At 74.1% G+C, this 19,939-nt stretch carries 22 protein-coding genes; 5 read left to right on the plus strand and 17 right to left on the minus strand.

Annotation, left to right across the window (positions count from 1 at the left end; genetic code table 11):
* Positions 1–590: DUF5919 domain-containing protein (locus tag A949_RS0115040; RefSeq protein ID WP_019356842.1), on the plus strand; the 590-nt coding region annotated here is incomplete at its 5' end.
* Between the two features lie 172 nt (positions 591–762).
* On the plus strand, positions 763–2,001 hold the full coding sequence (locus A949_RS0115045) for a S8 family peptidase (protein ID WP_019356843.1): 1,239 nt from the start codon (positions 763–765) through the stop codon (positions 1,999–2,001).
* A gap of 173 nt (positions 2,002–2,174) precedes the next feature.
* On the opposite strand, the gene A949_RS0115050 is transcribed toward A949_RS0115045, so the two are convergent.
* From A949_RS0115050 to A949_RS0115105, 13 genes are all read right to left on the minus strand, one after another.
* Positions 2,175–2,954: a sirohydrochlorin chelatase gene (locus A949_RS0115050; RefSeq protein ID WP_019356844.1), complete on the minus strand. Its 780-nt coding sequence runs from the start codon at positions 2,952–2,954 to the stop codon at positions 2,175–2,177.
* Complete coding sequence (locus A949_RS0115055) at positions 2,954–3,910, minus strand: ABC transporter permease (RefSeq protein WP_019356845.1); 957 nt, start codon at positions 3,908–3,910, stop codon at positions 2,954–2,956. The genes A949_RS0115050 and A949_RS0115055 overlap by 1 nt, the downstream gene beginning before the upstream one ends.
* Positions 3,897–4,676, minus strand: coding sequence for an ABC transporter ATP-binding protein (locus A949_RS0115060; protein ID WP_051019501.1), 780 nt, complete (start codon positions 4,674–4,676; stop codon positions 3,897–3,899). The genes A949_RS0115055 and A949_RS0115060 overlap by 14 nt, the downstream gene beginning before the upstream one ends.
* 6 nt (positions 4,677–4,682) lie before the next feature.
* Positions 4,683–5,804: an aliphatic sulfonate ABC transporter substrate-binding protein gene (locus A949_RS0115065; RefSeq protein ID WP_019356847.1), complete on the minus strand. Its 1,122-nt coding sequence runs from the start codon at positions 5,802–5,804 to the stop codon at positions 4,683–4,685.
* A 178-nt stretch (positions 5,805–5,982) separates the two neighbouring features.
* A complete protein-coding gene (locus A949_RS0115070) occupies positions 5,983–7,332 on the minus strand; it encodes a sulfate adenylyltransferase subunit 1 (protein ID WP_019356848.1) in 1,350 nt (449 codons plus the stop codon).
* A gap of 2 nt (positions 7,333–7,334) precedes the next feature.
* Complete coding sequence (gene cysD, locus A949_RS0115075; protein WP_019356849.1) at positions 7,335–8,270, minus strand: sulfate adenylyltransferase subunit CysD; 936 nt, start codon at positions 8,268–8,270, stop codon at positions 7,335–7,337.
* Positions 8,267–8,809: an adenylyl-sulfate kinase gene (gene cysC, locus A949_RS0115080; protein WP_019356850.1), complete on the minus strand. Its 543-nt coding sequence runs from the start codon at positions 8,807–8,809 to the stop codon at positions 8,267–8,269. The genes cysD and cysC overlap by 4 nt, the downstream gene beginning before the upstream one ends.
* A gap of 62 nt (positions 8,810–8,871) precedes the next feature.
* On the minus strand, positions 8,872–9,585 hold the full coding sequence (locus tag A949_RS0115085; RefSeq protein ID WP_019356851.1) for a phosphoadenylyl-sulfate reductase: 714 nt from the start codon (positions 9,583–9,585) through the stop codon (positions 8,872–8,874).
* Positions 9,582–9,806, minus strand: coding sequence for a hypothetical protein (locus A949_RS0115090; protein ID WP_019356852.1), 225 nt, complete (start codon positions 9,804–9,806; stop codon positions 9,582–9,584). Before A949_RS0115090 ends, A949_RS0115085 begins: the two co-directional genes overlap by 4 nt.
* A complete protein-coding gene (locus A949_RS0115095) occupies positions 9,803–11,497 on the minus strand; it encodes a nitrite/sulfite reductase (RefSeq protein ID WP_019356853.1) in 1,695 nt (564 codons plus the stop codon). Before A949_RS0115095 ends, A949_RS0115090 begins: the two co-directional genes overlap by 4 nt.
* 233 nt (positions 11,498–11,730) lie before the next feature.
* Positions 11,731–11,814, minus strand: a complete 84-nt coding sequence (locus A949_RS39630; RefSeq protein ID WP_312000843.1) for a putative leader peptide — start codon at positions 11,812–11,814, stop codon at positions 11,731–11,733.
* A 312-nt stretch (positions 11,815–12,126) separates the two neighbouring features.
* On the minus strand, positions 12,127–12,708 hold the full coding sequence (locus A949_RS0115100) for a GNAT family N-acetyltransferase (RefSeq protein ID WP_019356854.1): 582 nt from the start codon (positions 12,706–12,708) through the stop codon (positions 12,127–12,129).
* Between the two features lie 45 nt (positions 12,709–12,753).
* On the minus strand, positions 12,754–14,601 hold the full coding sequence (locus tag A949_RS0115105; RefSeq protein WP_019356855.1) for an ABC-ATPase domain-containing protein: 1,848 nt from the start codon (positions 14,599–14,601) through the stop codon (positions 12,754–12,756).
* Positions 14,602–15,076: 475 nt separating this feature from the next.
* Here A949_RS0115105 and A949_RS0115110 point away from each other — a divergent pair, with 475 nt between their 5' ends.
* Complete coding sequence (locus A949_RS0115110) at positions 15,077–16,213, plus strand: MFS transporter (protein WP_019356856.1); 1,137 nt, start codon at positions 15,077–15,079, stop codon at positions 16,211–16,213.
* A 42-nt stretch (positions 16,214–16,255) separates the two neighbouring features.
* Here A949_RS0115110 and A949_RS0115115 read toward each other — a convergent pair whose 3' ends face one another.
* On the minus strand, positions 16,256–16,783 hold the full coding sequence (locus A949_RS0115115) for an SRPBCC family protein (RefSeq protein ID WP_019356857.1): 528 nt from the start codon (positions 16,781–16,783) through the stop codon (positions 16,256–16,258).
* Between the two features lie 328 nt (positions 16,784–17,111).
* On the opposite strand from A949_RS0115115, the gene A949_RS0115120 reads away from it, so the two are divergent.
* Positions 17,112–17,513, plus strand: coding sequence for a protein-tyrosine phosphatase family protein (locus A949_RS0115120; RefSeq protein ID WP_019356858.1), 402 nt, complete (start codon positions 17,112–17,114; stop codon positions 17,511–17,513).
* A gap of 46 nt (positions 17,514–17,559) precedes the next feature.
* On the opposite strand, the gene A949_RS33520 is transcribed toward A949_RS0115120, so the two are convergent.
* Both A949_RS33520 and A949_RS0115130 read right to left on the minus strand, forming a co-directional pair.
* Complete coding sequence (locus A949_RS33520; protein WP_019356859.1) at positions 17,560–18,357, minus strand: Mut7-C RNAse domain-containing protein; 798 nt, start codon at positions 18,355–18,357, stop codon at positions 17,560–17,562.
* Positions 18,358–18,440: 83 nt separating this feature from the next.
* The gene (locus A949_RS0115130) at positions 18,441–18,743 is read right to left on the minus strand and encodes an acylphosphatase (RefSeq protein ID WP_019356860.1); all 303 of its coding nucleotides are present in this window, start codon (positions 18,741–18,743) and stop codon (positions 18,441–18,443) included.
* 242 nt (positions 18,744–18,985) lie between these two features.
* Here A949_RS0115130 and A949_RS0115140 point away from each other — a divergent pair, with 242 nt between their 5' ends.
* Positions 18,986–19,258, plus strand: coding sequence for a hypothetical protein (locus A949_RS0115140; RefSeq protein WP_019356862.1), 273 nt, complete (start codon positions 18,986–18,988; stop codon positions 19,256–19,258).
* Between the two features lie 97 nt (positions 19,259–19,355).
* Here the strand turns inward: A949_RS0115140 and A949_RS0115145 are convergent, their stop codons facing one another.
* Positions 19,356–19,841 (minus strand): MarR family winged helix-turn-helix transcriptional regulator, encoded by a 486-nt coding sequence (locus tag A949_RS0115145; protein ID WP_019356863.1) that lies wholly within the window; start codon positions 19,839–19,841, stop codon positions 19,356–19,358.
* Positions 19,842–19,939 lie beyond the last annotated feature (98 nt).

Genomic DNA, 19,939 nt, shown 5'->3' on the forward strand with positions numbered 1-19,939 from the left:
AGGAGCTGGTCGGGGACCGCTTCTGCGACGTCGTCGGCGTGCACAGCGACCGGGTGCGGCTGCAGCGCCAGCTCCCCGCCGAGGACCTGTTCGGCGGAGCCCGGCGGCTGGACGCCATCGGCATCGGCCTCAACCTGCTGGTGCAGAACTACAGCGGGCGGCGGCTGGTCCGGCTGGCGGAGGCGGGCTGCCGGGTGCGGTTGCTGTTCCTGAACCCGGCCAGCAGCGCGGTCAAGCGGCGGGAGCGGGAACTGGGACTGAAGAAGGGTGAGCTGGCCCGCTCGGTGGAGACCAACATCCTGCACATGCGCAGGGTGCGCTCCCGGCTGCGGGACCAGGCGGCCTTCGAGATCCACGTCTTCGACGAGACGCCGCGGTTCACCGCGTACCTGGTGGACGCGGACGGCGCGGACGGACTGGCGGTCGTCCAGTCGTATCTGCGCGGTGCGCGGGGGATGGAGACACCGGTCCTGGTGCTGCGCGGGCCGGGCCGCACGGTGTCCGCGCGCGGTGTGGGCGAGGGCGTGCTCTTCCCCACCTACCGGGAGGAGTTCGACGCCTTCTGGGCCGACTCGCGCCCGGTGTCGTAGCCGACGGAGCCGGGGTGCGGCGGGTGGCCGCCGGGGGAGTGCGGCACACGGTGCGCGCGGTGTCGTGTGTCACAGTCCGCCAAGTCACTTGAGCCGCACCGGGCAATCCGACAGTGTTTCGAAACGATCCACCGCGGATCGCCGGACCCCACACTCGGAGGACTCCCTCGGCATGGCACACCACGGGGCACGCCACACGAAACGCCGGATATCCGTCGCACTCGGCGCCGCTGTCGCCCTGGCGGGCGGAGCGACGCTGCTGACGCTCCCCGCCGACGCCGCGCCCCCCGAGGGCACCGTCCTCGGCGCGGGGGCCCGGGGCGCGGTCGAGGGCGACTACATCGTGCTGCTGAAGCGGGACGCCGCCGCCCGCACCCGTTCCGCGGCGGCCACCGAGGCCCGCGACCTGGCCGGGAAGTACGGCGGGAAGGTCGAGCACACCTACCACGCCGCGCTGGACGGCTGGTCCGCCGAGGGGCTCAGCCCCCGGGACGCCCGGCGCCTGGCGGCGGACGACAGGGTCGCGAAGGTCGTCCAGAGCCGCGTGATCACCGGCCAGGAGACCCAGACCGAGCCGCCGTCCTGGGGGCAGGACCGGGTCGACCAGCCCACACCGGAACTCGACGAGAAGTACACCTACCCCGACAGCGCGGGCGAGGGCGTCACGGCGTACGTGGTCGACAGCGGTGTGCGGGTCAGCCACGAGGACTTCGGCGGCCGCGCCGTCGACGGCTACGACGCCGTGGACGACGACGCGACCGCGCAGGACGGCGCCAACCACGGCACCCACGTCTCCGGCACCCTCGCGGGCACCGAGTACGGCATCGCCAAGAAGGCGAAGATCGTCGCCGTGCGCATCCTGGGCGACGACAACAAGGGCACCACGGCCGACGCCGTCGCCGGCATCGACTGGATGATCGAGGACCACGAGGACGACGGCGGCCCCGCCGTCGCCAACATGAGCATCGGCGGCTTCAAGGACTACGCGCTGGACGAGGCCGTCGAGCGGGCCGTCGACGCGAACATCACCTGCGTGGTGGCCGCCGGAAACGACGGCGGCGACGCCTCCGCCGCCTCCCCGGCCCGGGTGCCGGATGCCCTCACCGTCGCCGCGAGCGACCAGCAGGACCGGCGCACGGAGTTCTCCAACTACGGCAAGAGCGTCGATCTGTTCGCCCCCGGCATCGATGTCGTCTCGGCCAGCAACAAGAACGACACCGCCAAGATGGCCGGCTGGGGCACCTCCATGGCGACCCCGCACGTCGCGGGAGCGGCGGCGCTCTATCTGAGCCGGCACCGGGACGCCACCCCCGCCCAGGTCACCGAGGCGCTGCTCGACGGCGCCACCGACGGCGCCCTCTCCGGCATCGGAGACGGATCACCCAACAAACTACTGCGCGTGGTCAGGTGACACACATTCACGGTCAATTCTGAGCCCCGCCCGTGCGTAACCCCGGAATTCCGGGTAAGCGCACCTCCAGGCCCGCCGCGCCCTTCCCCCACGGGGCACGGCGGGCCTGTTGCGTGCCGGCGAGGCGGTGCCGACCGCCGACGGGCGGCACCGGGCACGCCCGGACAGCCCGATCACGCAGCGGCACCGACCGCCGCGCCCCCGCCGGAGGCGACGGCCGCGTAACGCTCCAGAACCACCCGTGCCACCTCCGGGGCCGCACCCAGCACCGGCGCGAGCACCTCGGCACCGGCCTCCCGGGCACCGGCCTCGATGCGGTCGGGCAGCCGGCCCGGGGCCAGCACGTAGGGCGCGACGGCCACCCGGCCGGCACCGGCGGCGCGCAGCTCCCGCACCGCCTCGGCCGTGCCGGGCCGAGCAGCGGAGGCGAACGCAGGTCGCACGGCACACCAACCGGTGGTTCGCCGCCACTCCCGCGCCATGTCGGCGATCACTGCGCTCGCCTCCGGGTCCGAGGAACCGGCGGACGCCAGGACGACGCCGGTCGAGGGCGCGTCGCCGGGGTCCAGCCCGGCCGCGCGCAGCCGCCGCTCCAGGGCGGCGGTCAACAGGGGGTGCGGGCCCAGCACCGCCGACTGCCGGACCGCCAGGTCCGGCAGCGCGGCGGCCACCTCGGCCAGCACCGCGGGGAGGTCCGTCTTCGCGTGGAAGGCCCGGGTCAGCAGCAGGGGGACGGCCACGGCCTCGCGTGCCCCCGCCGCGTGCAGTTCCTCCAGCGCGGCGGGCACCGAGGGGGAGTCGAAGTCCAGATAGCAGGCCGCCACCCGGACGCCCGGCAGCAGCAGCCGGACCCGCGCGGCGAGCGCTTCGACCGTCGCGGAGTGCCGCTCGTCGCGGCTCCCGTGCGCGACGAGCAGCAGCGCGGGCGCGGAGGGGTACGGTGCGGTGGGCATCAGCGCAGCAACCCCCGATGGCGCAGCACCCGCCGCTCGAGGGGTGCGAAGACGAGCAGTTCGATGCCGATGCCCACCAGCAGGATCAGCAGGATCGCGCCGAGCACCAGCGGCATGTCCTGGTAGGCACGCCCCGTCTCCAGCAGCCGGCCCAGCCCCACGCCCAGCTCGGGCGAGGTGGCGATCAGCTCGGCCGCCATCAGGGAGCGCCAGGAGAACGCCCACCCCTGCTTGAGCCCCGAGATGTAGCCCGGCAGCGCCGCGGGCAGCAGTACGTGCCGTACGCCGCTCAGTCCGGTGGCGCCCAGCACGGTGCCCGCGCGCAGATGCAGCGGGTCGATCCGGTCGACTCCGGCGACCAGGCCGTTGGCGATGGAGGGCACGGCACCCAGCAGTACCACGGCGTAGATCGTCGCGTCCGTCAGTCCGAACCAGATGATCGCCGCCGGTACCCACGCCACCGAGGGCAGCGACTGCAGTCCGGAGAGGATCGGTCCGATGGCGGCCCGCACCGGCCGGACCCGCGCCACCAGCAGCCCCAGCGGGGTGCCCGCCAGCAGCGCGACCGCGAAGCCCAGCGCGCCGCGCGAGACGCTCTGCCAGACGATGCCCAGGATGGTGCCCTTGTACCACTCCTCGGCCAGCGCGTCCCACACCATCAGCGGGCTCGGCAACTGGTAGTCGGGCTTCAGCTCCAGCGCGAACGCCGCCTGCCACAGCCCCAGCACGAGGACGACCGCCACCAGCGGCGGCAGTGCCTTGCGGCGCAGCAGCACCGGCAGCGGGGTGCGGGAAGCGGTGCGGGTGTCGAGCGCGTCGAGTCCCGCCTCCAGCCCGGCCAGGTCTCCGCCGGGTCCGCCGTCCTGCTCCCGGCGGTCGGCGGCCGGATCCGGCGCCGCGGCGGGCGGTGCCGCCGGTCCTTCCCCGGTCTTCGGGCGCGTCTCAGTGTCGGCCATGGCGGCGGATCTCCCCCCGGAGCTGTTCGGTGATCTCGACGGACAGCGCGGCCACGTCCGCGTCCTCGATGCGGCGCGGGTGCGGAATGTCCACCTGCCACTCCCGGGCGACCCTCCCGGGCCGGGAGGAGAGCAGGACGACGCGTTCCGCCAGGCGGACCGCCTCCCGGACGTTGTGGGTGACGAACAGGACGGCGACGTTCGTCTCCGCCCGGACGCGGGTCAGCTCCTCGTGCAGCACGTCCCGGGTGATGGCGTCCAGCGCGGCGAACGGCTCGTCCATCAGCAGCAGTTCGCTGTCCTGCGCCAGGGCGCGGGCCAGCGCGACCCGCTGCCGCATCCCGCCGGACAGCTCGTGCACCCGCTTGCGGTGCGCGCCGTTGAGCCGGACGAGCTCCAGCAGCCGCTCGGCCTCCGCCGGGCGCTCGGCCTTGGGCATCCCGCGCAGCTTGAGCGCCAGCTCGATGTTCCCGCCCGCCGTCAGCCAGGGGAAGAGCGCATGCTCCTGGAACATCAGCGCCGGGCGCCCGCCGGGCACCTCGACGGTGCCCGAGCTGGGTGTGTCCAGCCCGGCCACCAGGTTGAGCAGGGTGCTCTTGCCGCAGCCGGAAGCGCCCAGCAGGGTGACGAACTCGCCGTCGGCGACGTCGACGCTGATGTCGTCGAGCACCTGCTGGGGGCCGAACGACTTGGAGACGCGCGTGATCCGCGCTGCGGGGCGCGTCGTGGTGGTCGCGGTCACTGTTTCACCTCCTGCGGTGGTCATGGGCGCTCACCGTGCTCCGAGCCCGGCGTCCGAGACGGTGGGGCGGCCCTCGTGCCGCAGCACCCGGTTCAGCGGGGCGAGGTCGTAGATCCCCTTCAGCCGCGGCTTCTTCAGCAGCCCGGCCGAGACCGCGTGGTCGGCCTGCTCGCGCAGCGTGGCGGCCAGCGGATCGTCGGTCACCTCGATCCGGGCGAATGCGGAGTCGAGGACCTTGCCGGGCAGTGGCTTGCCCGCGTCCCGCCGCAGCGCCCGGTTGATGCGCTCCTTGGCCGCCTCCGGGTGCGCGCGGATCCACGCGTTGGTCCTGACCGAGCCGCGCAGCACCGCCTCGACCGCCTTCGGATGCTGCCGGAGGAAGTCCTGGCGCACCACCAGGTTGGTGGTGACGAAGGATCCTCCCGGCCACAGCTTCTTCTCGTCCAGCAGGACCTTGCCGCCCCGGCCGGCCAGCACGGAGGCGGTCGGTTCGGGTACCCAGGCTCCGTCGATGCCGCCCTGCCGGAAGGTGGTGGGGATCTCCTTGTTGTCCTGCCGCAGCACCGAGGTGTCGCCCGCGCCCGTCTGCGGGTCGACGGTGAGGCCCTTGGTCTTGAGGTAGTGCAGCAGCGCGGCGTCCTGGGTGTTGCCCAGCTGCGGGGAGGCGATGCGCTTGCCCTTCAGATCGCCGAGCGAGGAGATCTTCCGCGGATCGACGACCAGCGAGGCGCCCCCGGAGGTGGCGCCGGAGACGATCCGCAGATTCCTCCCGCCGGACTGCGTGTATCCGTTGACCGACGGCGAGGGCCCCACCCAGGCCAGGTCCACGGCCTTGGCGTTGAGCGCCTCGATCGCCGCCGGACCCGCGTTGAAGACCTGGGTGCGCACGCGGGTGCCGCCCAGCTCCTCCGGGATCTGCCCGCCCGAGCGCAGTCCGACCAGCGCCGTGGCGTGGGTGACGTTGGGGAAATAGCCGATCCTCACCGCGTCCAGCCCGTCGACCTTGCGGCCTCCGGCGGCCGCCGGGTCGGCCTGCTCCACGGCCTTGGACCCGTAGCCGCAGCCCGCGGCGCACAGCAGCGTGGAGACGACCAGCAAGGCGGTGCGGGGGCGGCCGGAGGACCGGCTGCGCGGAGCGCGGAGACGGGGCACGGGGAAGTCCTCTCGAGCGGGGAAGGGGGGATGTCGGCGGGGACGGTGCGCGCGGGTCGGCGCTCGTCACCTGCCGCAGCGCCCCACTCCGCCCTGGCCGCTGCCGCGTGCGCCGCTGCCGATGCGGCCACCGGTCTGGTCGAAGGTCGAGAAGACCTCTCCTGGAATGCCCATCGGCCTAGAAGTCCCAGTCGCCTTCGGGCGCCTCGGCGGCCGGTGCGTCCGCGTCGGCGAACGCCCCGCCGGCCATGCCCGCGGTCAGCGTGCTGCCGTCGGCCGGATCGATCAGCAGGAACGATCCGGTGCGCCGCGAGTCGGTGTACGGGTCGACGGGCAGGGGTTCGGCGGTGCGCAGGACGACGCGGCCGATGTCGTTGGCGGCCAGCTCGCCGGGTTCCGGGTGCTGCGAGAGGTCGGCCAGGGTCAGCCGCGACGGGATCTCCTTGACCAACGCCTTGACGGTGCGGGTGGTGTGCTTGAGCAGCACCCGGTCGCCGGGGCGCAGCGGCCGGTCGTGCAGATGGCAGACGGTCGCGGTCAGGTCCTGACTCGGCCGCACCGAGGCGTCCGCGGGGGCGAGCAGGTCGCCGCGCGAGATGTCCAGGTCGTCGGCGAGCCGGACGGTGATCGACTGCGGGGCCCAGGCCACGTCGACCGGGCGGCCCAGCACGTCCAGTGCCACGACGGTGCTGCTGCGGCCCGACGGATGCACGGTGACCCGGTCCCCGACCCGCAGCACACCCGAGGCCAACTGGCCCGCATAGCCCCGGTAGTCGGGGTGCTCGGCGGTCTGCGGCCGGATGACGTACTGCACGGGGAAGCGCGCCGGGTCGTCGGTCGGGTCGTGGGTGACCGGCACCGTCTCCAGGTGCTCCAGCACGGTAGGCCCGCTGTACCAGCCCATGTGCGCGGAGGGCGCGACCACGTTGTCGCCCTCCAGCGCGGAGATCGGCACGGCCGTCACCTCCGGCACCCCGAGGGAGGTCGCGTAACGGGAGAACTCGTCCGCGATCGCGGCGAAGACGTCCTCGGCGTAGCCCACCAGGTCCATCTTGTTGACGGCCAGCACCACGTGCGGGACGCGCAGCAGCGCCGCCACGGCGGCGTGCCGCCGGGTCTGCTCGACGACCCCGTTGCGCGCGTCCACCAGGACGACGGCCAGTTCCGCGGTGGAGGCACCGGTGACCATGTTCCGGGTGTACTGCACATGGCCCGGCGTGTCCGCCAGGATGAACCGCCGCCTGGGGGTGGCGAAGTAGCGGTAGGCGACGTCGATGGTGATGCCCTGCTCCCGCTCGGCGCGCAGCCCGTCGGTGAGCAGCGCCAGGTCGGGTGCCTCCTGGCCGCGGGCCCGGGAGGCCCGCGAGACGGCTTCCAACTGGTCGGAGAGCACCGACTTGGAGTCGTGCAGCAGACGGCCCACCAGAGTGGACTTGCCGTCGTCGACGCTTCCGGCGGTCGCGAACCGCAGCAGTGAGGTGGCCGCCAGTGCCTCTGCGGCGTGGCCGGCTCCGGCTGTCGTACTCATCTCTAGAAGTAGCCTTCCCGCTTGCGGTCTTCCATCGCGGCCTCGGAGAGCTTGTCGTCCGCCCGGGTGGCGCCGCGCTCGGTCAGCCGGGAGGCGGCGATCTCCGTGATCACCTTCTCCACCGTGTCCGCGTCCGAGTCCACGGCGCCGGTGCAGGACATGTCGCCGACGGTGCGGTAGCGCACCAGGCGCTTCTCCACCCGCTCCCCGTCCGCGGGGCCGCCCCACTCGCCCGGGGCCAGCCACATACCGGACCGGGAGAAGACCTCCCGGTGGTGCGCGTAGTAGATCGCGGGGAGCGCGATGTCCTCTCGCGCGATGTACTGCCAGACGTCCAGCTCGGTCCAGTTCGACAGCGGGAAGACCCGCACGTGCTCGCCCGGGGCGTGCCGTCCGTTGTAGAGCTGCCACAGCTCGGGGCGCTGGCGGCGGGGGTCCCAGCCACCGAACTCGTCCCGCAGCGAGAAGACCCGTTCCTTGGCCCGCGCCTTCTCCTCGTCGCGGCGCCCGCCGCCGAAGACCGCGTCGAACCGGTGCTCGCCCAGGGCCTCCAGCAGCGGCAGTGTCTGGAGCGGGTTGCGGGTGCCGTCCGGGCGTTCGCGCAGCGTGCCGGCGTCGATGTACTCCTGCACCGAGGCCACGAACAGCCGCAGCCCGTGCTCGGCCACCGTCTCGTCCCGGAAGCGCAGCACCTCGGGGAAGTTGTGCCCGGTGTCCACGTGCAGCAGCCCGAAGGGCGGCGGCGCCGGGGCGAACGCCTTCAGCGCCAGGTGCAGCATCACGATCGAGTCCTTGCCGCCGGAGAAGAGGATCACCGGCCGCTCGAACTCGCCCGCGACCTCGCGGAAGATGTGCACCGCCTCCGACTCCAGCGCGTCCAGATGCGTCAGCGCGAAGGGGTTGTCGGTCTCCTCCGGTGCGCTCACCGCCGTGGTCATAGCAGTCCCCTCTCCTTCAGCAGCGTGTGCAGGGCCGCGGCCGACTCCGCCACCTCGCGCCCGTGGGTGAGCAGGCGCAGGTCCGGATCCGCCGGTTCCTCGTACGGGTCGTCGACCCCTGTCAGTCCCGTCAGTTCGCCGGCTGCCTGCTTGGCGTACAGGCCCTTCACGTCCCGCTCCGAGCACACCTCGACGGGCGTCGCCACATGCACCTCCAGATAGGGGGTGCCCTCGGTCATGTGCCGCTTGCGGACCGCCTCGCGGCTGTCCGTGTACGGCGCGATCACCGGGACCAGCACGATCACCCCGTGCGAGGCCAGCAGCTCGGAGACGAAGCCGATGCGCTGCACATTGGTGTCCCGGTCGGTCCGCGAGAAGCCGAGCCCCGCGGAGAGGAAGGTGCGGATCTCGTCCCCGTCCAGCACCTCGGTGCGGTGCCCCTCGCCGCGCAGCCGCTCGGCGAGTGCCGTCGCGACGGTCGTCTTGCCCGCGCTCGGCAGGCCGGTCAGCCACACGGTCGCTCCGCGCGCCCCGCTCATCGGACCCCCTCGGTCGTCCGTCCGTCTCTCCGCTTCCGTCTTCCGCGCGTGCGCCGCGGCGGTCACAGGTGCAGCCCGCACTCGGTCTTGCCGCTGCCGGCCCAGCGACCGGCGCGGGCGTCCTCGCCCTCCAGCACCCGGCGGGTGCAGGGGGCGCAGCCGATGGAGGCGTAGCCGTCGCTCAGCAGCGGGTTGGTGAGCACGCCGTGTTCGGCGATGTAGTCGTCCACGTCCTGCTGGCTCCAGCGGGCGATGGGGGAGACCTTGACCTTCTGCCGCTTCTCGTCCCAGCCCACGACGGGGGTGCCCGCGCGGCTCGGCGACTCGTCGCGGCGCAGCCCGGTCGCCCAGGCGTCGTAGTCGCGCAGCCCCTCCTCCAGCGGCTGCACCTTCCGCAGCGCGCAGCACAGGTCGGGATCGCGGTCGTGCAGCGCGGGACCGTGCTCGGCGTCCTGTTCGGCGACCGTCCGGCGGGGCGTGAGGGTGACGACGTCCATGTTCATGACGGCCTGGACGGCGTCGCGGGTGCCGATGGTCTCGGGGAAGTGGTAGCCGGTGTCGAGGAAGACGACGCGCACCCCGGGGAAGGCCCGGGAGGCGAGGTGCGCCACGACGGCGTCCGCCATGGAGGAGGTGACGCAGAACCGGTGCCCGAAGGTGTCGGCGGCCCAGCGCAGCACCTCGAGTGCGTCGGCCTCCTCCAGTTCCCGGCCCGCCTGCTCGGCCAGCGGCCGCAGCTCGTCGGAGGAACGCCGGGCTATGTGCGCGGTGCTCATGAGTCGGAGCCCTCTCCGTGGAGACCGTCGGTGTGTGCACCGTCATGGTGTGCCGCCTGCAGCCCGGAGGCCAGCAGTCCGAGGAACTTCAGCCGGAACGCCCGGTTGCAGGCGGCGCACTCCCAGGCGGCGCCTTGGCCCCGGGGCGTCTCCAGCTCGCTGGGGCGCAGGTCCTCGTCCCCGCAGTAGGGGCAGTGGAAGGGTGCGGCACGCTCGCTCACTTGAGGTCCTCCTCCGCGGCGCGCGCCGCCCACTGGGCGAACCGCTCGCCCTCCTCGCGCTGGTCCTGGAAGGCGCGCAGCACGCGCTCGACGTAGTCGGGGAGTTCCGCGGCCGTGACCTTCAGCCCGCGCACCTTGCGGCCGAAGCCCGGGTCCATGCCCAGCGAGCCGCCCAGATGCACCTGGAAGCCTTCCACCTGGTTGCCGTCGGCGTCGGTGACCAGCTGGCCCTTGAGGCCGATGTCGGCGACCTGGATGCGGGCGCAGGAGTTGGGGCAGCCGTTGACGTTGATGGTGACGGGCTGGTCGAAGCCGGGGAGCCTGCGCTCCAGTTCGTCGATCAGCCAGGACCCGCGGCCCTTGGTCTCCACGATGGCGAGCTTGCAGAACTCGATGCCCGTGCACGCCATCGTCCCGCGCCGGAAGACGGAGGGCCGGGTCGTCAGGTCGAGCGCCTCCAGACCCTCGGCCAGCGACTCGACCTGGTCCTCCGGTACGTCGAGCACGATCATCTTCTGCTCGACGGTGGTACGGACCCGGCCCGAGCCGTGTGCTTCGGCCAGGTCGGCGATCTTGCTGAGGGTGGTGCCGTCGACCCGGCCCACCCGGGGTGCGAAGCCCACGTAGTAGCGGCCGTCCCGCTGCCGGTGCACGCCGACGTGGTCGCGCCACTCGCGGGGCGGCTGCGCGGGGGCCGGGCCGTCGGTCAGCTTCCGCCCGAGGTACTCGTCCTCCAGGATCCGCCGGAACTTCTCCGGGCCCCAGTCGGCGACCAGGAACTTCAGCCGGGCGCGGGTGCGCAGCCGCCGGTAGCCGTAGTCGCGGAAGATGCCGGTGACGCCCTCGTGGACCTCGGCGACCTCCTCCAGCGGCACCCACGCGCCCAGCCGCTGACCCAGCTTGGGGTTGGTGGACAGCGCACCGCCGACCCACACGTCGAAGCCGGGGCCGTGCTCGGGGTGCTCCACGCCGACGAACGCCACGTCGTTGATCTCGTGCGCGACGTCCAGCAGCGGCGAACCGGAGACGGCTGTCTTGAACTTGCGGGGCAGGTTGGAGTAGGCGGGGTTGCCCACGACGCGCCGGTTGATCTCCTCGACGGCGGGCGTGCCGTCGATGATCTCGTCGGCGGCGATCCCGGCGACGGGGGAGCCGAGGATGACGCGCGGGGTGTCGCCGCAGGCCTCGGTGGTGGACAGGCCCACGCCCTCCAGCCGCCGCCAGATCTCCGGCATGTCCTCGATGCGGATCCAGTGGAACTGCACGTTCTGCCGGTCGGTGATGTCGGCGGTGCCGCGGGCGAACTCCTGGGAGACGTCGCCGATGACGCGGAGCTGCTCGGTGGTCAGCCGCCCGCCGTCGATGCGGACGCGGAGCATGAAGTACTCGTCGTCCAGCTCCTCGGGCTCCAGCACCGCGGTCTTGCCGCCGCTGATGCCGGGCTTGCGCTGGGTGTAGAGGCCCCACCAGCGCATCCGGCCGCGCAGGTCGGAGCTGTCGATGGAGGCGAAGCCGCGCTGGGCGTAGATCGTCTCAATGCGTGTCCGCACATTGAGACCGTCGTCGTCCTTCTTGGTCTGCTCGTTGCCGTTCAGCGGCGTGAAGTGACCAGCGGCCCACTGGCCCTCGCCGCGGTGGCGTCCTGCCTTGCGGCGGGCGGGGGCTGCGGGGCGCTCGGAGGTGTCGGCCATGGCGGGGGATCCTTCGGGCAGGGGGCGCGGGCGACGCGCGTCGGACGGGTGCGCGGGCACGCCGGGCGGTCCGCACCCGGGTGGAGCGGTTCAGGCGCCCGTACGCAGGGGTTTCGGCGCCGGTTCCGGGCGGCTCGCCCGCGACGATGAGGGCGGCGGCTGCGGATCGGCGGTGCCGGACCGGCGTCGGAGGACGCCGGGAGGGGGCTGTCGGAACGGCGGTGCTGTGACTGTCAGCCCGCCGGACAGATGGCGCTGGACACGCGAACGAGGTCGACGTGACGTCGACTCACCAAGGCGATTCCAGCGCGAGACATGGCGGAAGCCTTGCACGCGCGTCAGATGTCAGTCCACTGCCATCCGTATCCTGGACAAAAGAATCCCGGTGCATGAGATGCAGAGTGGTCCGGGTGCCGTACGGACCGGCACGGCGCGCGGCCGGGGCGAACCCCGCAGCGCCACGACGGCGCAGTTCAGCGAGGCTGTACCGGCCAGTACGGCAGGCCGGGCGCCGGGCCTGCGCACCCGCGGCCGGCACGGTGCACCCCGTGGTCGGCGCAGCGCGTCCGCGGGCCGTCCGTGGCACGGTCGCGCGGGCCGTGCCACGGACGGCCCGCGGGTGGTCCGGATCAGGCCCCGGGCCAGGGCCCGGGCGTCGGGACGTCCGGCTCCTGCTCCGTCTCCGTGCGGTACACGCGGAAGCCGCGGCGCTCGTAGTTGGCGCGCGCATGGGCCCCGTCCCGGGAGCAGGTGTGCACCCGGACCCGGGTGGTCGGCCGGTGGCCCTCCCAGCGGTCGGCCAGGTCCCAGGCGCGTGCCGTCCCGAGACCGAGCAGGTGCCCGCCGAGCCCACGGCCGCGGAAGGCGGGCAGCAGCCCGAAGTAGCTGATCTCCACCGTCCCCTCGGCGGCCTCGCTCGCGCCGTCCAGCTCGATGAACCCGGCGGGCGTGCCCCGGTGGTGGGCGACCCAGGTCTCGACCCCGGGGCGGTCGAGGAAGTCCCGCCACCGCGCGTGCGTCCACGGCAGCCGGTCCACCCAGGTGGTGTCCCCGCCGACCGCCGTGTACAGGAACCGGCTGAACTCCGGGCTGGGCACCTCGGCGCGCTCCACCCGGACGGCGGCGGCATCCTCGGGCTCCCGCGCCGGTACCCGGTCCGCGGCCGAGGTCTGCTCCAGATACCAGGTGGTGACGTCGACGGTCGCACTCATGGGCCCAGCCAACCACGCCGGTCCGGACGGCCTTCCCCGGCCCCCTCAGCGGAGCATGCGCAGCCCTCTGACCCGGTTGACCGCCGCGGCCGTCTCGAAGCGGCGCGGTGCGGCGAAATCCTCGTCCCGAATGCTGAGCAGCGGCCCGGTCGGCCCGTCCGCCAGCACCTCGTCCAGCAGATCGAGGGCCTCGGCCAGCGGGCGGCGGCCGTCCAGCAGTCCGCGCCGCACCATCAGCTCCAGCGCCAGCCCGATCCCGGTGACCTGGCGCGGATCGGCGATCTGCTCGACGGCCCGCAGGTCCACCTCGTGGTCGCCGAAGGTCAGCACGTCCTCGCCGCGGGCGCGGATCCGGGACCGCCCCCGGACCTCCGCGTCCAGGGACGCGGGATCGGGCACCCGCGCGACGACGCCGGGGAAGGACTCCGCCTCGGCGTGCCGCCCGGTGGGCACGGCCGCGATCGAGCGCGCCCGCTCGGTGACGTCCGAGGGGCGGTAGGCGTCCATCATCACGACCCGGTCGGCGACCTCCAGGTAGTCCCCGGACCCGCCCATCACCAGCACGGTCGAGACGTCGTGGTCCCGGTGGAGCGAGCGGATGGTGTCCACCAGCGGGGTCAGCGGTTCGCGGTCCTTGGCGACCAGCGCCTGCATCCGGGCGTCCCGGATCATCAGGTTCGTGGCCGCGGTGTCCTCGTCGATCAGCAGCACCCGGGCCCCGGCCTCCACGGCCTCGCACAGCGAGGCGGCCTGCGAGGTGGACCCGGAGGCGTTCTCCGTGGAGAAGTCCGAGGTGTCCGAACCGTCCGGCAGGTGATCGACGAACGCGTGCACATCCACCCGCTCGACGCGCCGGCCGTCCTCGGCGCGCAGCTTCACCGTCTCGTTCCGCGAGACGACCAACTCGCGCCCGTCACCCGGCACATGGTCCCAGATGCCGGTCTCCAGGGCGCGCAGCAGCGTCGACTTGCCGTGGAATCCGCCGCCGACGACCAGGTTCACGCCCTCCGGCACGCCCATGCCGGTCACCGGACCCGCGTGCGGCAGCTCGATCGTCACCCGCAGCTCGGCGGGCGAGGCGAACGGCACCACACCGCCGCCCGCGGCCGGCCGGTCGTCCACCCCGCTGCGACGCGGCAGCACCGCGCCGTCGGCGACGAAGCCGACCAGCCCGCGCCCCGCCAACGCGTTCCGCAGCGCCACGGAGTCCTCGACCGTCTCGACGAAGCGCTCGACCGCCGCGGCGTCCGACGCCGGGTGACGCAGCGCCTGCTCGACCACCCCGGGCAGCACCCGGCACAGCAGCCGCTCGGCCTCCCGTGCGTCGATCCGCCGCCCGTGCCCCGGAAGGGCCGCACCCAGCCGCAGCGTCACCGAGCCGTCCTCGCCGCTGACGGTGCACGAACTGCGCTCCAGCACCTCCTGGCCGCCCGCGTCCACCCGCAGCGCCTGCTCCCCGCGCACCGCACGCGCGGCCTGCCGCACCAGAAACGAGGCGAGCGCGCGGCGCCGGGTCGCGGTCGTCAGCAGCTCAGGCGGGAGCGCGGCCAGCGGACCCGGTACGTGCACCGCGACACGGGCCGGCGGCGCGTAGGGGTCGGACTGGGCGCGCACCAGCTCCAGGGTCTCCCCGCCGGGCATCTCCCAGCGTCCCACCAGGCCCTTGTAGCGGCCGTACTGCGCGCCCTCCAACGTCCGCAGCTCGGCCGCCAGTCCGGTGCGCGGGCCGCGTGGCCGGTGTTCGCCGTGGTCGGTCCGGTCCGGCCGGCCGCGCGGGGGGCCGCCGTGTCCGTGGGCGCGTTGCCCACCGCGCGGCCCTCCGTGGCCGCCGCGTCCGTAGGGCCGCCCGCCGCCGCGCCGCTGTCCGCCGGCTCCCGAGGACTGCTCCCGCACGCCGCTCGCCTGCCTTCCTGTGTCTCCGGCTGCTCTCCGTCGGCTGTGGTGTCGGCCGCCGGGTGTGCTGCGGCCGCCGACCGTGGTGCGGTCCCGGTGGCCGCCGTGCCGGGGCACCGGGGCCGCGCGGAAACCGACGATACGGTGCCGAACCGACCGGGCCGAAACCTGCCCGCGGTTCGGGACGTCCGCGCACCCCGGCCGCGGATCGGCTCGGAGCCGGCCGCGGATCGGTTCGGGGTCGCCGGGGTCGGCCGCTCATCGTTCCGGGGTCGTTCGGTGCACGGTCCGGGGCCGGTCGGGGAGCGGAAGTGCCGCTCGGCACGGCCAAGCATCCCCAGAAGGGGTCAAATTCCGGTACACACCTCCTTATTGGAGAAAACGCCCATATTCTCTCGTTCTATGGGGGCCGTTGCAAGGACGGCTTTCCTCGCCCCCGGCCGACCACCGGGATCACCGCGAGAGAGGGGGCACCATGTCCGCGCTGCGCTGGGCAGCCGCCCTCGGCAACGCCGACTGGCACTTGGCCGCACCCCTGCTCGCCGCCCTCGCGACGGCCTGGCACACCGACATCGCCACCGTCACCACAGGCCTCGCCGCCTACGCGCTCGGCCAGGGGCTCGCGCTGCCGCTGTGGGGCTGGCTGGCCGACCGGTACGGCCCGGGCCGCAGCCTGCGCACCGGACTGCTGGTGGCGGCGGCCGCCTCCGTGGGCTCGGCGCTGTGCCCCGGCCCCGGCTGGTGGATCGCGCTGCGCGCCACCGCCGGCGCGGGATTCGCGACCGTCATCCCCTCGGTGTCGCTCTACTACGGCGGCCTGCGCCCCGCGCAGGCCAGACAGCGCGCGTTCGCCACCCTCACCTCCGTCACCGCCGCCAGCGGCATCGCCTCGCCGGTCCTCGCGGACACCGTGCTGCGCTGCGGCTCGTGGCGGCCGGCATTCGCCGTCATCGCCCTGCTCACCGCGGTCACCGTCTGCCGGATCCGGGCCGCCACCCGCTCCGCCCCCGTCCGGGTGGACATCGGCGGCGCCTACGAGGACCCGCCGGACGCCGTACCGGGACGGCCCACCGCCGCGTACTGCACGGTGCTCGGCCTCGGCGCCGCCGAGGGAGCGGTGATGCTCGGACTGCCCGCCCTCCTCGCCCCCGCACTGGCCACCGCCGGCAGCCAGGCCTCCACCTCCGCCGTCCTGGTTATCTACGCGCTCGGCGTGCTCACCAGCACCCTGGTGCTGCGCCGCCACGCGCGGGTGTGGGGCCCCATGCGGCTGCTGGCCACCGGCGGGTCGATGGGGGTCACCGGCGCGCTGCTGGCCGCGCTGGTGCCGGGTACGGCCGTCCTGATGCTGTGCGCCGCGCTGCTGGGGACCGCCTGGAGCTACCTCCACACCACGCTGCAGACCTGGCTGCCCTGGCTCCTCCCGGCCCCGGTCCGGGGCCGGGCGGTGTCGCTCTTCTCCGCCTCGGCCATACTCTCCAGCTCCGCGACGGTCGGCCTGACCTCGTCCCTCCTCCAGAACGGGCGGCACGCCACCGTCTTCGCCGCGGGCGGCATCCTGTGCGCCGCGCTCACCTGCTGGACGCTGTACGTCGCCCGCCGCTGGCGGTGAAGCGGCGCGTATCTCCGACGGTGAAGCGGCGGGCGGTGCCGCTCAGCCGGGGTCGCCGCCCGGCACCGGAGCACCGGAGGGCATCCCGGCGGCCACGTACGCGTCGTAGCGCTCCCGCCAGTCGGTGGCCGTGCCGTCGTGCGGCCCGGACGGGGTGCCGCCGGAGAGCAGCTTCACCAGCTCGTCCAGGCACACATCCCAGCCCGCCGCGTTCCGGGCGGCCGCCGACCGCGACTCCAGCACGTCCGTGAGGGCGAGCACGCACCCCTCGCCGCGCCGGGTGAGCCGGAAGAGGAGCTCGTCGTCGCCCCAGGTGTAGGAGAGCCGGTGGGGCGCGTCGAACTCCAGCACCGTGCCGGAGTGGTCCTCGGCGTACGGGTCGCCCGCGAAGTCGACCCGGCCGCCCACCGTCGGCTCCAGGTGCACGGTCGGCGACGGGAACCAGGCCGCCATCCGGCCCGGCTCCGTCAACGCCTGCCACACCTCCTGCACGCCCGCGGGGACCGCACGCTCCAGCTGCACGGCCGGTTCCCCGTCCCGCTCCACGAAGATCCCCAGTTCCACGCTCATCCCACGCTCACGCCCTTCGCCTGGCCCGCTGCCGCGGTGGCCGTCCCGCCGAGTCTCCCGCCGGCCCCGCGCGGCCGCCGCCGGGGCGCGCCCGTCCGGGGGACCGGGCTGCTGAACGCGGCCGCCCTGACCTCGCGGGCGGGGCCGCGCCGTGGAAGACGGCACCCATCCCGGCGTGAACGGTCGATGCAGCCCGGGCTGCTGCCGCCCGCCCAGGACGGCTCCGCGGGGGCTGCCGCCGCGGAGCCGTCGGATTCCGCCTCCGCGGTGGCGGACCGGGCGCTGGTCTCGGGCCACGTCCGTCACTTGGGATCCCGGTGCGCCCGGGGTGCTGCGCCTGCCGTCCGGTCGGCTGGTCCGCGGTCGCGGGCTGCGCCATGCCCTGCCGTCCGGCGTGGAGCCGGAGTTCGGCCTCTATCTGCTGGGGCGGTCTCCGGAGCCGGTGGGCTGGGAGTCCAGATGGCTGCGGTGGCCCGACTTCCGGCTGCCGAGCGACCGGGTCGAGGCCCGGTCCGCGCTGCGTCAGGCGTGGGAGCGGACGGCGGCCGAGCGGGTGGAGGTCGCCTGCGGCGGCGGGGTGGGCCGTACCGGCACTGCTCTCGCCTGCCTGGCCGTGCTCGACGGGGTGCCGGCCGACCGGGCCGTCGGCTACGTCAGGGAGCACTACGCGCGCCGCGCGGTCGAGACCCCGTGGCAGCGCCGGTATGTGCGGCGGTGCCGGCGGCCGTAGCGGGTCTCACCCGGCGTCGCCGCCGGAGGAGTTGCCGCCCGACCCGCTACCGGACCCGCCGCGAGACGCCGGTCCGCCGCCGGTCGCGCGCCGGGCGGCGGCGACCCGGGCCGCGAGCCCGGGGGTGGTGGGCGCCGGGCCAGTAGAGCTGCCCGCAGGCGGTGCAGCGGGTGAACGTGTCGTAGGTGCGCCGGGTGCCGGGCGGGAGCTGCCCGGCGATTTCTTCCTTGGGGACGGGCGCGAGCATTCCGTTGCACGCCGGGCAGCGGGTCCAGGGGGCCAGTGGCGGGGCGAAGCGGTCCAGTACGTCGGTGAGTTGCTCGTCGGGGCGGCTTCCGCGCACATAGGCGCCCAGCCACAGCGCCCGCCGGAGCAGCAGGCCGCGGTCCTGGGTCAGCAGGATGCGATGCTCGCCCGCGGCCTGCTCCACCAGCTCCGGGTCGGCCGCGTCGTTGCGGTAGGCGGTGTCCACGCCCAGCAGCCGCAGGCGCCGGGCCAGCGCCCCCAGGTGCACGTCGAGCACGAAGCGCGGCGGCGAGGGCGCCGAGGGCGGCAGCGGCTGCGGCCGGGGCACGGGGGACAGTTCGATCCGGGCGCCGTCCGGCGGACGGTGGACGGCGGGTACCGGCTCGCCGTCGGCCCGTAGGGCGGACACCTCCGTCAGCGGTACGCCGAGCGACTGCACCACGTGGCCGAGCGAGGCGGCACCGTCATAGGGGCACGGCACTCCGTCCGGGGCGGGGGCCTCCCCGCGCAGCCGCGCGGGGAGGAAGTGGCGCAGCTCCTCGGGGACCAGCACGTGGAGCCGGGCCGCGGCGGCCGGCGGGTGCGGCGGGGTGGTCACCGGCCGCCGTCCCGGGGCGGGGCGGTCACGGGGCCTGGGCCGGTGTCAGGGTGACCATCGGTTCTCGTCCGGCGTCGGAGCAGTCACCGGTCCTCCTCCGCTGCGGGGGCGGTGGTGCGCACCTGGAAGGTGGTGTGCCCCTGCGGTTCCTGCTCGGTGACCCGCACGTCGTCGACGAACGCGGCCGGCGGCCCTTCGCGGGCCCACTCCACCAGGGTGTCGACGTCCTCCGGCGCACCCTCGAACACGGCTTCGACGCTGCCGTCGGGAAGGTTGCGCACCCATCCGCGCACTCCCTGCGTGGCGGCCGTCCGGCGGCAGGTGTCCCGGAAGAAGACGCCCTGCACCTGTCCCGTCACGACGACCCGCCGGGATCGCACAGCCATCGGTTCACTCCCGCCTTCGGTCGGTGCTCCGGCTCTCGGTGGTGCTCCGGTCATGGTCGCGCGAACCCCGCCCCCGGGCATTCCGGTCCCCGAGCCTCTCGCGGGCGCAGCGCGCCGGGCCGAGCCCGGGCTGCCCGCGCGGCGGGATCTGCAGGCGCTCGGCGCCCGTTGCCGTCTTCCGGAGGGGCCCGGCGAGGGAAACAATGAGGCACAGACTGCTCCGTGGCCGGAGGGAAGCGCTCATGGAAGTCCTGCTGATCATCGTGTGCGTCATCATGGTCGTCGCGCTCTTCTCGGACGGGGACAGCGAGGAGCATCCCGGGTGGCGGGACATCCCGAAGCCGCGGGACGACGGCTGGAAGGACCGGCCGCCGGAGATCGACAGGAAGTCCTGGAAGCAGATGCAGCGGCGGAGCGAGCAGATCCGGCGGGAGGTCCGCAAGCAGCCCCCGGACTTCGGCGGCGGTGCCGGCGGGGACTTCGGCCGCGGCAGCGGGGACTTCGGCGGCGACTGAGTTCGCTCGACGCTGACCGCCAGGTCCGGGGTGGTGGAGCCGGCCGTGCCGGAGCGCTTGCCCCGTGGGGGAGGGCGGAACGGCCCGCGCGAGGGGGTCAGCCGCTGTGCTGCCGGGCCCGGCGGGCGGGTGCGGGTGCGGGGGTGCTCAGGTGGCCGGTGGCCAGGTGCTCCAGGAGCCGCAGGAACGTCTCCCGGTCGCCGTCCGGCAGCGCGTCGAGTGCCTGTCCGTGCACCGAGTCCACGATCCGCTGGCTGCGTTCCGCCGTCCGGGCGCCCTTCTCGGTGACGGCGATGATCCGTGCCCGGCGGTCGGTGCCGGAGGGGCGGCGTTCGGCGAGTCCGGCTTTCTCCAGGGCGTCGACGGTGACCACCATCGTGGTCTTGTCCATGTCGCCGATCCCGGCGAGCTCGCTCTGGGTGCGCTCGCCCTCCAGCGCGTGCACCAGCACGCAGTGCATGCGCGCCGTCAGGCCGATCTCCGCGAGCGCCGCCGCCATCCGGGTGCGCAGCACATGGCTGGTGTGGTCCAGCAGGTAGGAGAGGTCCGGCTGGGTACGGGTCGGTGGCGTCATGGCGGTCATGAGGCCAGCCTACCGGGAGGGTCGTCCCCAACAATATCGTCTGCAACAAAACTATCTGCTACGGTCTTGCCTCGTTCCGCTCCCTCCGCCGTGCGAAC

This window comes from Streptomyces sp. AA1529, from assembly GCF_000280905.1.
In the GTDB taxonomy this organism is placed as follows: domain Bacteria; phylum Actinomycetota; class Actinomycetes; order Streptomycetales; family Streptomycetaceae; genus Streptomyces.